At 66.6% G+C, this 14,059-nt stretch carries 12 protein-coding genes and 1 pseudogene; 12 read left to right on the top strand and 1 reads right to left on the bottom strand.

The window, feature by feature from the left end; translation table 11 throughout:
- The first annotated feature begins 82 nt into the window (after positions 1–82).
- From pilB to VA613_RS12590, 6 genes are read left to right on the top strand one after another with little or no spacing between them, the layout of a single operon-like run.
- Entirely contained in the window at positions 83–1,795 is a 1,713-nt protein-coding gene (gene pilB, locus VA613_RS12615) for a type IV-A pilus assembly ATPase PilB (protein ID WP_324779366.1), read from the top strand.
- Between the two features lie 9 nt (positions 1,796–1,804).
- Complete coding sequence (locus VA613_RS12610; protein ID WP_324779365.1) at positions 1,805–3,028, top strand: type II secretion system F family protein; 1,224 nt, start codon at positions 1,805–1,807, stop codon at positions 3,026–3,028.
- Positions 3,028–3,879 (top strand): prepilin peptidase, encoded by an 852-nt coding sequence (locus VA613_RS12605; RefSeq protein WP_324779364.1) that lies wholly within the window; start codon positions 3,028–3,030, stop codon positions 3,877–3,879. The genes VA613_RS12610 and VA613_RS12605 overlap by 1 nt, the downstream gene beginning before the upstream one ends.
- Positions 3,879–4,487, top strand: a complete 609-nt coding sequence (gene coaE, locus VA613_RS12600) for a dephospho-CoA kinase (protein WP_324779363.1) — start codon at positions 3,879–3,881, stop codon at positions 4,485–4,487. The genes VA613_RS12605 and coaE overlap by 1 nt, the downstream gene beginning before the upstream one ends.
- Before the next feature lie 52 nt (positions 4,488–4,539).
- Positions 4,540–5,295: a cell division protein ZapD gene (gene zapD / locus VA613_RS12595; RefSeq protein ID WP_324779362.1), complete on the top strand. Its 756-nt coding sequence runs from the start codon at positions 4,540–4,542 to the stop codon at positions 5,293–5,295.
- Positions 5,292–5,486, top strand: a complete 195-nt coding sequence (locus tag VA613_RS12590; protein WP_324779361.1) for a DNA gyrase inhibitor YacG — start codon at positions 5,292–5,294, stop codon at positions 5,484–5,486. Before zapD ends, VA613_RS12590 begins: the two co-directional genes overlap by 4 nt.
- A 3-nt stretch (positions 5,487–5,489) precedes the next feature.
- On the opposite strand, the gene rpiA is transcribed toward VA613_RS12590, so the two are convergent.
- Positions 5,490–6,146 (bottom strand): ribose-5-phosphate isomerase RpiA, encoded by a 657-nt coding sequence (rpiA, locus tag VA613_RS12585; RefSeq protein ID WP_324779360.1) that lies wholly within the window; start codon positions 6,144–6,146, stop codon positions 5,490–5,492.
- A 74-nt stretch (positions 6,147–6,220) separates the two neighbouring features.
- Here rpiA and ilvA point away from each other — a divergent pair, with 74 nt between their 5' ends.
- From ilvA to VA613_RS12555, 6 genes and pseudogenes are all read left to right on the top strand, one after another.
- Positions 6,221–7,738, top strand: a complete 1,518-nt coding sequence (gene ilvA, locus VA613_RS12580; RefSeq protein WP_324779359.1) for a threonine ammonia-lyase, biosynthetic — start codon at positions 6,221–6,223, stop codon at positions 7,736–7,738.
- A gap of 78 nt (positions 7,739–7,816) precedes the next feature.
- On the top strand, positions 7,817–9,775 hold the full coding sequence (locus VA613_RS12575) for a lytic transglycosylase domain-containing protein (RefSeq protein WP_324779358.1): 1,959 nt from the start codon (positions 7,817–7,819) through the stop codon (positions 9,773–9,775).
- 37 nt (positions 9,776–9,812) lie between these two features.
- Positions 9,813–10,850, top strand: a complete 1,038-nt coding sequence (locus VA613_RS12570) for a complex I NDUFA9 subunit family protein (protein WP_324779357.1) — start codon at positions 9,813–9,815, stop codon at positions 10,848–10,850.
- Between the two features lie 15 nt (positions 10,851–10,865).
- A pseudogene (locus VA613_RS12565) lies at positions 10,866–12,062 on the top strand (multifunctional CCA addition/repair protein); the annotation flags it as partial.
- Positions 12,063–12,482 (top strand): archease, encoded by a 420-nt coding sequence (locus VA613_RS12560; RefSeq protein WP_407702887.1) that lies wholly within the window; start codon positions 12,063–12,065, stop codon positions 12,480–12,482.
- Between the two features lie 17 nt (positions 12,483–12,499).
- Positions 12,500–13,930, top strand: coding sequence for an RtcB family protein (locus VA613_RS12555; RefSeq protein ID WP_324779356.1), 1,431 nt, complete (start codon positions 12,500–12,502; stop codon positions 13,928–13,930).
- Positions 13,931–14,059: the final 129 nt, after the last annotated feature.

Below are 14,059 nucleotides of genomic sequence, written 5' to 3'. Positions count from 1 at the left end.
AAGGCCTGTGATTCGCCATACCCGCTGCCGGCGGGCGCGGCGTGAACGATAATTTGACGCGGGACTTGTCAGGAACCAAGCGATGGCAGCTGTGACAAACACCACCAACCTTACCGGACTGGCGCGTGCCATGGTCAACCATGGCTGGCTCTCCGAGGACGACGCCGAGGGGGTCTGGAAACGGGCGAGCCAGTCCGGCGAGTCCTTTGTGACCGAACTGATCAAGGGGCACCGCTTCAAGGCTGACCAGGTGGCCGAGTTCGCGGCGGCCTCGTTCGGCTTTCCGTATCTCGATCTGAACGCCATGGATCATGACAGCCTGCCGCAGGGGCTGCTCGACCCGAAGCTTGTCCAGAAGCGGCGCGTGCTGGCCTTGTATCAGCGCGGCAACAAGCTGTACGTCGCGACCTCCGACCCGACTCACCTGCAGGCGCTGGACGAGGTGAAGTTCCAGACCGGCCAGACGGTGGAGCCTGTGGTCGTGGAGGACGACAAGCTCGGCAAGTTCATCGAGAAGGTTGGCGAGGCGAACGACAATACCCTCGCCGTGCTGAACGCGGAAGACCTTGAACTCGATTTTGCCGACGAGGAAAGCGCGGCCCAGCAGGATGCGCCGGGCATCGAGATCGACGATGCACCGGTGGTGCGCTATCTGCAGAAGATCATGCTGGACGCGATCAACATCGGCGCCTCCGACATCCACTTCGAGCCCTACGAGAAGTTCTACCGGATTCGCTACCGCCGCGACGGCATTCTCTCCGAGGTCGCGCAGCCGCCGATGGCGATCAAGGACAAGATCGCATCGCGCATCAAGGTGCTGTCGAGGCTGGACATCTCGGAAAAGCGGGTGCCGCAGGACGGGCGCATGAAGATGGTGCTGTCGAAGAACCGGGCGATCGACTTCCGGGTCAGCACGCTGCCGACGCTGTATGGTGAAAAGATCGTCATGCGGATTCTCGATCCGTCCAGTGCCCAACTCGGGATCGAGGCGCTGGGGTACGAGCCGTGGCAGAAGGAGGCGCTGATGAGCGCCATCCAGCGTCCTTACGGGATGGTGCTGGTAACCGGTCCGACCGGTTCGGGCAAAACCGTGTCGCTCTATACCTGCCTCAACCTCCTGAACAAGCCCGACGTCAACATCTCGACTGCCGAGGATCCGGCGGAAATCCAGTTGCCCGGCATCAACCAGGTCAACGTCAACGACAAGGCGGGCCTGACCTTTTCGGCGGCACTGAAGTCCTTCCTGCGCCAGGACCCCGACGTGATCATGGTCGGCGAAATCCGCGACCTGGAAACCGCCGATATCGCCATCAAGGCGGCACAGACCGGCCACATGGTGATGTCGACCCTGCACACCAACGATGCCCCCGGCACGCTCACGCGCCTCCTCAACATGGGCGTGGCGCCGTTCAACGTCGCTTCCTCCGTGATCCTGATCACGGCGCAGCGCCTCGGGCGGCGTCTCTGCTCGTGCAAGCAGCCTGCCGACATTCCCCGGGAAACGCTGCTGGCGGCGGGGTTCACCGATGAGCAGCTCGACGACACCTGGCGGCCCTACAAGGCCGTAGGATGCGACATCTGCGGCGGTACTGGCTACAAGGGGCGGGTCGGCATCTACCAGGTGATGCCGATCACCGACGACATGACGCGCATCATCCTCAAGGGCGGCAATGAGGCCGACATCGCCGACCAGGCGCGCCGCGAAGGGGTGCTCGACCTGCGGCAGGCGGGACTGTTGAAAGTGAAAGCCGGCCTCACCTCGCTGGAAGAGGTCGAGGCGGTCACCAATATCTAAGGGATTTTTATGGCTACAGCGGCAAAGGCAGTCAAGAATGCAACCTTCCTGTGGGAGGGCATGGACAAGCGCGGCAAGAAGGTCAAGGGGCAGCTACAGGCCGGCGGCGAAGCCATGGTGAATTCGACACTGCGCAAGCAGGGCATCACCGTCACCAAGGTCCGGAAGCAGAGTGCTCTGTTCAGCAGTGCGAAGAAGATTACTGACAAGGACGTCACGCTGTTCACGCGTCAACTGGCCACCATGATGAAGGCCGGGGTGCCGCTGCTGCAGGCGTTCGAGATCGTCGCGCGCGGCCATTCCAATCCCTCGATGCAGCGCCTGCTGCTCGAGATCAAGGCCGATATCGAGAAGGGTAGCAGCCTCACACAAGCCTTCAGCCGCCATCCTCGGTATTTCGACGCCTTGTTCTGCAACCTCGTGGGCGCTGGCGAAGCCGCCGGTATTCTCGAGGGCGTGCTCGACCGTCTCGCGGTCTACAAGGAAAAGATCCTCGCCATCAAGAGCAAGATCAAGTCGGCGCTGTTCTATCCGGTTTCCATTATCGTGGTCGCGTTCGTCATCACCGCGATCATCATGATTTTCGTGATTCCGGCGTTCAAGGATCTCTTCAGCAGCTTCGGTGCCGACCTGCCGGCGCCGACCCTGGTGGTGATGGCGATTTCGGATTATTTCGTGAAGTACTGGTGGGTCATTTTCGGCGTGATCGGCGGCGGTCTGTATGCCTTCTTCCAGGCCTGGAAGCGTTCGCGCAAGATGCAGATGACGATGGATAAGCTGATCCTCAAGTTGCCAATCTTCGGCCCGGTCATTGAGAAGGCGACGATCGCCCGCTGGACCCGCACCCTGGCGACGATGTTTGCGGCGGGCGTGCCGCTGGTCGAAGCGCTGGAATCGGTCGGTGGGGCGTCGGGCAACCAGGTCTTCGTCGAGGCGACCAACAAGATCCGCGGCGAGGTGGCGACCGGCACGGCCCTGACGGTCGCGATGCAGAATACCGGGCGCTTCCCCAACATGGTGCTGCAGATGGCGGCCATCGGTGAGGAGTCGGGTTCGCTCGATTCGATGCTGGGCAAGGTCGCCGACTTCTACGAGGCGGAGGTCGACGACGCCGTCGAGGCGCTGTCGAGCCTGATGGAGCCGATGATCATGGTGGTGCTCGGCACCCTGATCGGCGGCATGGTGATCGCCATGTATCTGCCGATCTTCAAGATGGGTTCGGTGGTCGGCTGATGGATTTGCTGCTGGCGGCGCCAGCCCTTTTCACGGGGCTGGTTTTCCTGTTCGGCCTGCTGGTCGGCAGCTTCCTGAATGTCGTCATCCATCGCCTGCCCAGAATGATGGAGGCCGAGTGGAAGGCGCAATGCGCCGAACTGCGCGGAGAAGCCGCGCCGGAGGCGCACCGCTACAACCTCTGGGTGCCGCGTTCGGCCTGCCCCCAATGCGGCCACCAGATCACGGCGCTGGAAAATATCCCGCTGCTGTCCTGGCTGTGGCTGCGAGGGCGCTGCTCGGGCTGCGGCACGCCGATCAGTGCCCGCTACCCGTTGGTGGAACTCCTGACGGCACTGCTTTCGGCCGCCGTCGCCTGGAAATGGGGCTGGAGCGTGCAGGCCGCCGGGGCGCTGCTGCTGGTCTGGGCGCTGGTTGCGCTGGCGTTCATCGACCTGGATACCACGCTGCTGCCCGACAGCCTCACGCTTCCGCTGCTGTGGGCAGGCCTATTGTTCAATCTGGATGCCCGGTTCACCAGCCTGCCCGATGCCGTCGTCGGGGCCGTCGCCGGCTATCTGCTGCTGTGGTCCGTGTACTGGCTGTTCAAACTGGCGACCGGCAAGGACGGCATGGGCTTCGGTGACTTCAAGCTGTTGGCGGCCATCGGCGCCTGGCTGGGCTGGCAGATGCTGCCCGTTACCCTGCTGCTGTCCTCTGTTGTCGGCGCAGTGATCGGCATCGGGATGGTGGTGCTGGTCAAGCATGATCGGCGCGTGCCGATTCCGTTCGGCCCCTATCTGGCGGGTGGCGGGCTGGTCGCGCTGTTCTTCGGCGCCGACCTGACGCGGGCCTACCTCGCACAATTCTGATGTTCACCGTTGGCCTGACCGGCGGCATCGGTTCGGGCAAGTCCACGGTCGCCGACCTCTTTGCCGAACTCGGCGTGCCGGTCGTCGATACCGACGTGATCGCGCGGCAGCTCACGTCCCCGGGCGGCGAGGCGCTCGGGGCGATCCGTGCCGCATTCGGCGAGTCGGTGATGCAGGCGGGCGATACGCTCGATCGTGCGGTGCTGCGCCGGCGCGTGTTCGCCGACCCCGCCGCCCGTCGCCAACTGGAAGCCATCCTGCATCCGCGCATCCGGAAGATCGTCGAGCAGACGCTCGCAACCCTGAACGCCGCCTATGCGCTGGTCGTCATCCCCTTGCTCGTGGAAACGGGCGCCTACCGGGATGCGCTGGATCGCGTGCTGGTGATCGATTGCCCGGAAGAGCTGCAGATCGCACGCGTGATGACCCGCAGCGGCCTCGCTGCGGACGAGGTGAAGGCGATTCTGGCTGCCCAGGCCGGTCGGGCGGCTCGACTCGCCGCCGCGGACGACGTGATCGTCAACACGGCGACACCCTCCGAGCTGAACGCGGCGATCGCCGCCCTTCATCTGCGCTATCTCGCGCTGGCAGCGGCATGCTCGTCTTGATTTTCCGCATGGATCGGCGACAATCGCCTGAACCCAACCCACGCGTCGCGGTGTGATCCACTACGAATATCCCCTCAGCGAACGCATCCGTACGCTGCTGCGGCTCGAAGATCTGTTCGATCGCTTCGACGCCTACGCCGCGTCGCCCGATCCCCACGCGCATCATGCCGCCCTGCTGACCTTGTTCGAGATGGCCGAGGTGGCGGCGCGTGCCGACCTCAAGTCGGACCTGCTGCAGGAACTCGACCGGCAGAAGGCGGTGCTCGCGGCATTGCGCGGCAACCCGCACGTGCAGGGCGCGACGCTCGAGCAGGTTCTCGCCGCGATCGAAGCGGCCCACCAGGGCATGTACCAGCTTCCAGGGAAGGTCGGACAGCATCTGCGTGAAGACGACTGGCTGATGGCGATCAAGCAGCGCGCCGCCATCCCGGGCGGTATGTGCGAGTTCGACCTGCCCTCCTACCATTACTGGCTGCACCAGGCTGCGGACGTGCGCGTCAGGCAGCTGCAGCAGTGGCTGGCACCGTTTTCCTCGATCCGTTCCGCGGTCGGCATCGTGCTGGGCCTGTTGCGCGACAGCGGCCAGCCGGAACTCCAGCATGCGAAGAACGGCACCTACCAGCGCATGCTCGAATCGCGCAACCCGCAGCTCATCCGCGTGACGCTCGTCGACGAGTTGCCCTGCGTGCCCGAGATGTCCGCGAACAAGTACATGCTCAACATCCGGTTCGTGCATGCGGGACCGGGGGCGATGCGGACCTGCGCCGATGTGTCGGTCGATTTCGACCTGACCTTCTGCACCCTGTGAAGCCGGCCAAGCCGCCCGTCGTGACCTGCCCGACGTGCGGTGCGGCGGTTCCGTGGACGGCGGAAAGCAAATGGAAGCCGTTCTGCAGCGAGCGCTGCAAGCTCATCGATCTGGGGCAGTGGGCAACCGAGAAATACCGGGTGCCGGCGGAGGAGCAGGAGCCCGAAGACGGGCCCCCGCAGTCGCAGTGAGGATTATTTCTTGTAGGTCTTGACGCCGGAGGGCGTGCCGAGCAGCAGCACGTCGGCGCCACGGCGCGCGAACAGGCCGTTGGTTACCACGCCGACGATCTGGTTGATTGCCGTTTCCAGCGATACCGGGTCGACGATGGACATGCCGTGCACGTCGAGGATGAGGTTGCCGTTGTCGGTCGTGAAGCCCTCGCGCAGACGCGGCTGGCCGCCCAGCTTCACCAGTTCCCGCGCGACGTAGGAGCGCGCCATCGGGATTACCTCGACCGGCAGCGGGAACGTGCCGAGCACCCCGACCAGCTTGCTTTCGTCGGCGATGCAGATGAACTGCTTGCTGCACGCGGCCACGATCTTCTCGCGGGTCAGCGCGCCGCCGCCGCCCTTGACCATGGCGAAGTGTTCGGTGATCTCGTCGGCGCCGTCGACGTAGATCTCGAGTTCGCCGACGCTGTTCAGGTCCAGCACCGGGATGCCGTGGCCCTTCAGGCGCGTGGCGGTCGCTTCCGAGCTGGCGACGGCGCCGTCGATGCGGCCCTTCACCTCGGCCAGCGCGTCGATGAAATGGTTGGCGGTCGAGCCGGTGCCTACCCCGATGATGCCGCCCTTGGCATAATCCACCGCAGCACGCGCCACGGCTTGCTTCATTTCGTCCTGAGTCATGATCGTTTCGTCGATTTGGATGCAGCCCGCTAAGATAGCGGCATCGCCCCTTTTTTACAAACGCCCCCGCCGCCATGAGTCAACCTGACGATTACCTCGAACGCATTCTGACCTCGCGCGTCTACGACGTGGCGATCGAGTCGCCGCTCGACGAGGCGCACAATCTGTCGTCCCGCCTCAACAACCGCATCCTGCTGAAGCGCGAAGACCTGCAACCGGTGTTTTCGTTCAAGTGTCGCGGTGCCTACAACAAGATGGCGAAATTGACGACGGCACAGCTTGCGCGCGGGGTCGTGGCGGCGTCGGCCGGCAACCACGCGCAAGGCGTGGCGCTGGCGGCGCAAAAACTCGGCGCGACCGCCATCATCGTCATGCCGGTGACCACGCCGAAAATCAAGATCGACGCCGTGGCCGCGCGCGGCGCGCAGGTCATCCTGCATGGAGACAGCTACGACGATGCCTGGGCCCACGCCAACCAGATCGCCAAGGAAGCCAAGGCGACCTTCGTCCATCCCTACGACGATCCCGACGTGATCGCAGGCCAGGGTACCGTGGCGATGGAACTGCTGCGCCAGCACCCGGGGCCGATCCACTCGGTCTACGTGCCGGTCGGCGGCGGCGGCCTGATCGCCGGCATCGCCGCCTATATCAAGCGGCTGCGGCCCGAAATCAAGATCGTCGGCGTCGAGCCCGACGACGCCGACGCGATGGCGCGCTCGCTCTGCAAGGGCACACGCGTCACCTTGCCGCGCGTCGGCATCTTCGCCGATGGGGTCGCGGTGAAGAAGGTTGGCAAGGAAACCTTCCGCCTGTCGCAGCGCTACGTCGACGAAATCATCCGCGTCAACAACGATGCGATCTGTGCGGCGATCAAGGACGTCTTCGAGGACACGCGTTCCATCCTCGAGCCGGCCGGCGCCTTGTCGATTGCGGGCATGAAGGCCGCAATCGCCGGCGACAGGCTCAGGGGCAAGACGCTCGTTGCGATCGCGTCGGGCGCCAACATGAATTTCGACCGCCTGCGCCATATCGCCGAGCGCGCCGAACTGGGCGAGAAGCGCGAGGCCGTGCTGGCTGTCACCATTCCGGAAACCCCCGGCAGCTTCAAGGCGTTTTGCGCCCTGCTCGGGGCGCGCAACATCACCGAGTTCAACTACCGCTATTCCGACCCCAAGGTGGCGCGCGTGTTCGTCGGGCTGTCGGTTCCCGGTGCAGGCGAAAGTGCGCGCGTAGTCGAGCTGCTGCAGCGCCACGGTCTCGAGGCGATCGACCTCACCGACAACGAAATGGCGAAGCTGCATGTGCGCCACCTCGTCGGCGGCCGCGCGCCGGAAGTCGTCAACGAAGCCCTCTACCGCTTCGAATTCCCTGAACGGCCGGGCGCCCTGATGCAGTTCCTGCAAAGCATGAGCCGCGGCTGGAACATCAGCCTGTTCCACTATCGCAACCATGGCGCCGACTATGGCCGGGTGCTGGTCGGCATCCAGGTGCCGGACAAGGAAAAGCCGGCGTTCAGGACCTTCCTCGACGAACTCGGTTACCGCTACTGGGACGAGTCCCGCAATCCGGCGTACCGGCTGTTCCTGCACTGAAGCCGGCACCCGCGCCGCAAGGCCCCGCCGCCGCTGCCTGTCCCGGGCGGCATGGCGGGCGCATGTTACCCTCGCACCATGCTTCGATCCGTTCTTCTTTTCCTGCTGGCCGTGATGAGTGTGACGGCCGTGTGGGCGGCGCCGGGCGATGACGCCGTGCAGCGCGCGCAGGAGGCCTATGCCGCCCGCAAGCCCACCGAACTGTCACGGGCGGCACGCGACGTTCCCCCCGACCATGTCCTGGCGCCCTATGTCGAATACTGGCAGCTGATGCTGTCGGGCCGCACCGACGATGCGCGCATCGCCGACTTCCTGGCGCGCTACCCGGGCAGCCGCCTGGCCGAGGCCGTGCGCGCCGACTGGCTGAAGTCGCTCGGCGCGCGCCAGGCGTGGCCGGCGTACCTCGGCGAGTACGTGCGCCTCGTCAAGCCGGACACCATGCTGCGCTGCTATGCCTATCGGGCGGAATGGGCGCTGGGGAATCGCAGCCACGAGAAGGAGGCAATCGCGTTGTGGTACACGGGACGCGACATGCCATCCGCCTGCAGCCCGCTGTTTCAGCAGCTGATGGAGGCCGGCCTCCTCGGTGAGGCCGACATCTGGCGACGCATCCGGCTGGCCCTGGAAGCCGGCAACCCGGGCGTGGCCAAGTCCGTTGCGAGCGCACTGCCGGAGGCGCAGCGGCTATCCCCTGTGCGGCTGGATCAGGCCACCCGCGACCCCGCGCGCCTGCTGAACGGCGCAAGCCTCGACCTCGGGCAGCGGGGCGATCGCGAGATCGCGCTCTACGCGCTCGACCAGTTGGCGCGTCGCGACTCCGCGGCGGCCGAGCGCGCCCTGCGCAAGTTCGCCTCCCAGCTCAATGCGGACGATTTGCGCACCGCCTGGGCGCGGCTTGCGACCTGGGCCGCGCGCCGCCACGAGGCCGGCGCGCTGACCTGGTTCCGGCAGGCAGGGGACGTCGCGGTGAGCGACTTCCAGCGTGAATGGTGGGTGCGCGCCGCCCTGCTGGCGGGGGACTGGAAAACGGTGCAGCGCGCCATCGAGAGCATGGGCGACGCCACCCGCCAGCAGCCGGCCTGGCGCTACTGGCTGGCACGCGCCCTGCTGGAAAACGGCCGGCGTGCGGCGGCGAATGCGCTGCTGCTGCCGCTCTCGCGCGAGCATCATTACTACGGGCAGCTCGCGCAGGAAGAGCTGGGGCCGGTGATGCAGGCGCCGGCCATCAACATCAAGGCGGGGGGCGACGATATCGCCGCCGTCGCCCGGCAGGCGGGCATCGTGCGTGCGATGGCGCTGCATGAACTGGGATTGCGCTACGACGCCACCCTCGAGTGGGACTGGGCGACGCGCGAATTCTCGGATATCCAGCTGCTGGCGGCTGCCGAACTCGCCCGGCGGGCAGGGTGGTACGACTGCGCGATCAAGACGGCGGAGCGGACGCGCGAACTGCACGACTTCGAGTTGCGCTTCCTGGCGCCGTATCGCGCCGAGGCGCAGAAGGCCGCGCGCGAAAACGGCATCGACGAGGCCTGGGTCTTCGGCCTGATGCGGCAGGAGAGCCGCTTCGTGAACGTGGCACGCTCAAGCGTCGGCGCCTCGGGCTTGATGCAGATCATGCCGGCCACCGCACGCTGGATCGCCCAGCGGCTCGGCATCCGGCGCTTCCATGTCGACGAGATGCGGGACCCGGCCACAAATATCCAGTTCGGCGCCTACTATCTCAAGCACGTGCAGTCCTCGCTCGACGGCTCGCCCGTGCTGGCGACCGCAGCCTACAATGCCGGCCCCGCGCGAGCCCAGCGCTGGCGCGGCACGCAGCCCATGGAGGCCGCCGTCTACATCGAGGCCATCCCGTTCGCCGAGACGCGCGACTACGTGAAGAAGGTGATGAGCAACGCCATGTACTATGCTGCCCGCTTCGGCCAGCCGTCCTCGCTGCTGACCGACCGGCTGGGCATGATTCCGGCGCGCAAGATCGCCGTACCGGCGACGGAGCCGGATACCTCGCTGGAAGTCGAACAGCCGGACGATTAGAATCCGCCTTGCTTCCCACTCCGTTTCCAGTCCTGACATGAAGATTCAACGCATCTGCATCCTCGGCGGGTCCGGCTTCGTCGGCACCCAGCTGGTCAGCCAGCTCGCCGCGCGCGGGCTCCACGTTCGCGTGCTCTCCCACCGCCGCGAGATGGCCAAGGAACTGATCCTGCTGCCGACGGTGGAGGTGGTCGAGGCCGACGTCCACGACCAGCAGGCCCTGATCCAGAATTTCCGCGGCATGGACGCGGTCATCAACCTGGTCGGCATCCTCCACGAGGACAAGGTCGGCCGCATCGACCTGCCGAGCGCGCGGCGGGGCGATTTCCAGAAGGTCCATGTCGAGCTGGTGCGCAAGCTCATCCACGCCATGGGCGAGGCGGGCGTGCACCGCCTGCTGCACATGAGCGCGCTGGGAGCCGATCCGAATTCACGCTCCGCCTACCAGCGTTCCAAGGGCATCGGCGAAGCGCTGGTGCGCGAGGCGGGCATGCGCCACAGCGAGCACGAGAACTGGTACCTCAACGGCCCCAAGTTCATCCATGGCTACGGCCTCGACGTCACGATCTTCCGCCCGTCCGTGATATTCGGCCGGGGCGATTCCTTCCTGTCGATGTTCGCGCGCCTGCTCAAGACCTTTCCGGTCGTGCCCCTCGCGGCAGCCGGGAGCCGCTTCGCCCCCGTCTACGTGGAAGACGTCGCGCACGCCTTCGCCGACAGCCTCGACAACCCCGCCACCTTCGGCCAGACGTACCCGCTTTGCGGCCCTAAGACCTACACGCTGGGCGAACTCGTGGCCTACGTCGGCAACGTCATCGGCAAGAAGCGCAGCATCGTCGCGCTCGGCCCCTGGATGTCGTACTTCCAGGCATGGGCGCTCGAGTTCAAGCCTGGCAGGAAGCTGATGACGCGCGACAACTACTACGCCATGACCACCGACAACGTGTGCAGCGGCGGCTGGCCCGCGGTGTTTGCCTTCCAGCCGGCCTCGCTCGAGGCGATCGCCCCCGAGTACCTGCGTGCCGACACGCCGCGCGCCCGGTACGAGGACTATCGCGAGAGCGCACACCGGTAATTCCATCGCGCCGCCATGAAGAGCTATGTCGTCGGCGGCGCCGTGCGGGACCGGTTGCTGGGACTGCCAGTGGCCGATCGCGATCACGTCGTGGTCGGCGCGACCCCGGACGACATGGTTGCGCAAGGGTTTCTCCCGGTCGGCAAGGACTTCCCTGTCTTCCTGCATCCGCGGACGCGCGAGGAGTACGCGCTTGCGCGTACCGAGCGCAAATCGGGACGCGGCTACAAGGGATTCACCGTGTATGCCGCGCCGGACGTCACGCTCGAGGAGGACCTGCGCCGGCGCGATCTCACCATCAACGCGATCGCGGAGGACGAGAACGGCACGCTCGTCGATCCCTACGGTGGCCGGCAGGATTTGGCCGACAAGGTGTTCCGTCACGTCAGTGAAGCCTTCGCCGAAGATCCCGTGCGCATCCTGCGGGTGGCTCGCTTTGCCGCGCGCTTCACCGATTTTTCGGTCGCGCCCGAAACGCATGCCCTGATGCGCCAGATGGTCGACAACGGCGAAGTCGACGCGCTGGTGCCGGAGCGCGTCTGGCAGGAGATCGCGCGCGGGCTCATGGAGGCGCGACCCTCGCGCATGTTCGAGACGCTGCGCGCGTGCGGCGCGCTGGCCCGGCTGTTTCCCGAGATCGATCGCCTGTTCGGAGTGCCGCAGCCCGCGCAGCACCATCCCGAGATCGATACCGGCGTGCACGTGATGCGTGTCGTCGACTGGGCCGCGCAGCAGGGATTGAGCCTCCCGGTCCGCTTCGCGGCGCTGACGCACGATCTCGGCAAGGGGGCGACGCCACCGGAGCTTTGGCCCCGTCATGTCGGCCACGAAGCCCGGGCCGTCGACCTGGTGCGCGCGCTCTGCGATCGCATTCGCGTGCCGGCCGAATGCCGCGAGCTCGCCGTCGCGGTCGCGCGCGAGCATGGCATGGTGCACCGTGCGCTGGAGCTGCGCCCCGGCACGCTCGTCGAACTGCTTGAGCGTGTCGATGCGTTTCGCCGGCCAGCGCGCTTCGAGGAATTCCTGCAGGCGTGCGAGTGCGATTTTCGCGGGCGGCCGGGCTACGAGGAAAGGCCTTTCCCGGCGTTGGATCATCTGCGGCAGGCGTTGCGTGCGGCGCAGGCAGTCGATGCGGGTGCCGTGGCGAAGCGCGTCGCACCTGCGCACATCCGGGAGGCCGTGTTCCAGGCGCGGGCCGAGGCGGTTGGCGCACTGCGGCCGCACTGGCAACATTTCCCGCACGGGGCCGACATCGGGGTGCGCGGCATCGGGCCGACGCTCGCCGCGGCGTTCGAACAGGCCGCGCTGGCGATGACCGCGGTGGTGACCGACCCGGCCGGCGTGGTGCCGAGGGAGGCGGTTGATGTCCAGTGTGAAGCCCCGGACAATGAAATGCTGCTGGTCGACTGGCTGAATGCGCTGGTCCTCGAAATGGCGGCGCGCCATATGCTGTTCGCCCGCTTCGAGGTGAACCTCGAAGGCCATCGCCTGCACGGCACCGCGTGGGGCGAGACGGTCGATCCGGCACGGCACCAGCCGGCCGTCGAGATCAAGGGCGCCACCTATACTGAGCTGAGAGTCAGAGAGGACGAGTCGGATCGCTGGCTCGCCCAGTGCGTGGTGGACGTCTAGAAGATACGGGGGCCGAGATGGACCTTGCCCGGTTCAGCCAGGTGTCGGAAGTCGAATGGCGCGTGGAGCCCGTCGGCGGGATGCGCGTGCCGGCGGTGATCTTCGCGGATGCGGGCCTGATCCGCGAGATGGACGACAAGGTGTTGGAACAGCTCACCAACGTCGCGACGCTGCCGGGCATCGTCGAGGCGGCCTACGCCATGCCCGACGCGCACTGGGGCTACGGCTTCCCGATCGGCGGCGTGGCGGCGTTCGATGCCGACGAGGGCGGCGTCGTGTCGGCCGGCGGCGTGGGCTTCGATATCTCCTGCGGCGTGCGCACCCTGCATACGGGACTCACGGCCGCCGAGGTGGAACCGCGCAAGCAGCGTCTCGCCGACCATCTGTTCGCGCATGTTCCGGCCGGTGTCGGCAGCACCGGCCAGCTGCGCCTGAACGCCAACGAGATGGATGCGATGCTGCGCGGCGGCGCGCGCTGGGCGGTCGAGCGTGGCTATGGCAGCGCGGCCGACCTCGAGCGCATCGAGGAGCACGGCTGCATGTCGGGCGCCGAGCCGGGCGAGGTTTCCGAGCATGCCAAGCGCCGCCAGCGCGACGAGATCGGCACGCTCGGATCCGGCAATCACTACCTCGAACTGCAGGAAATCGCCGAAATCTACGACAGCCAGGCGGCCGACCGCTTGCGGCTGCGCGTCGGCGAGGTGGTGGTGAGCATCCACTGCGGTTCGCGCGGGCTTGGGCATCAGATCGGCACCGAGTTCCTGCGGCAGATGGTGGTCGCCGCGCCGGGCTTCGGCATCGAGCTCCCCGACCGCGAACTCGCCTGCGCGCCCATCAAGTCACCGCTCGGGCAGGCCTATCTGGGTGCCATGCGCGCGGCCATCAACTGCGCGCTCGCCAACCGGCAGGTCATCACCCATCTTGCACGCGAGGTCTTTGCCGATGTCTTTCCCGGCACGCACCTGGGCCTGATCTACGACGTCTCGCACAATACCTGCAAGCTCGAACCGCATACGGTCGACGGCCGCACGCGCCAGCTCTACGTCCACCGCAAGGGGGCGACGCGCGCCTTCGGCCCCCGGCATCCGACGCTGCCTGCCGACCTTCGCGATGTCGGCCAGCCCGTGCTGATCGGCGGCAGCATGGGAACGGCGTCCTACATCCTGGTCGGCACCGAGGCGGGCAGGACGCGCGCCTTCAGCTCGGCCTGTCATGGTGCCGGGCGCGCGATGAGCCGCCATCAGGCAACGCGCCAGTGGCGCGGCCGTGCGCTGGTCGACGAACTGGCGAGCCAGGGGGTGCTGATCCGCAGCCCCTCGCTGCGCGGCGTGGCCGAGGAGGCGCCGGGCGCCTACAAGGACGTCAGCGCGGTCGTCGACGCAGCCGATCGCGCAGGTCTGGCGCGCAAGGTCGCGAAGCTGAAGCCGCTGGTCTGCATCAAGGGGTGAGCAGGACGGTCGCCCCAACCCGAGAAGGGGAATCGTGCGGCGGGGTGGAACTGTCGCCGTGGCGCGGCGTCGAACCGCTCAAGTCCGGCAGGTGCGCAACCGCGTCCCGCGTTGCCGGGATCGCCCTTC

This window comes from Thiobacillus sp. SCUT-2 (genome assembly GCF_035621355.1).
Taxonomy (GTDB): domain Bacteria; phylum Pseudomonadota; class Gammaproteobacteria; order Burkholderiales; family Thiobacillaceae; genus Thiobacillus; species Thiobacillus sedimenti.
Note: the sequence above shows the minus strand (reverse complement) of the source record. Positions and strands in the feature narration are given on the sequence as shown.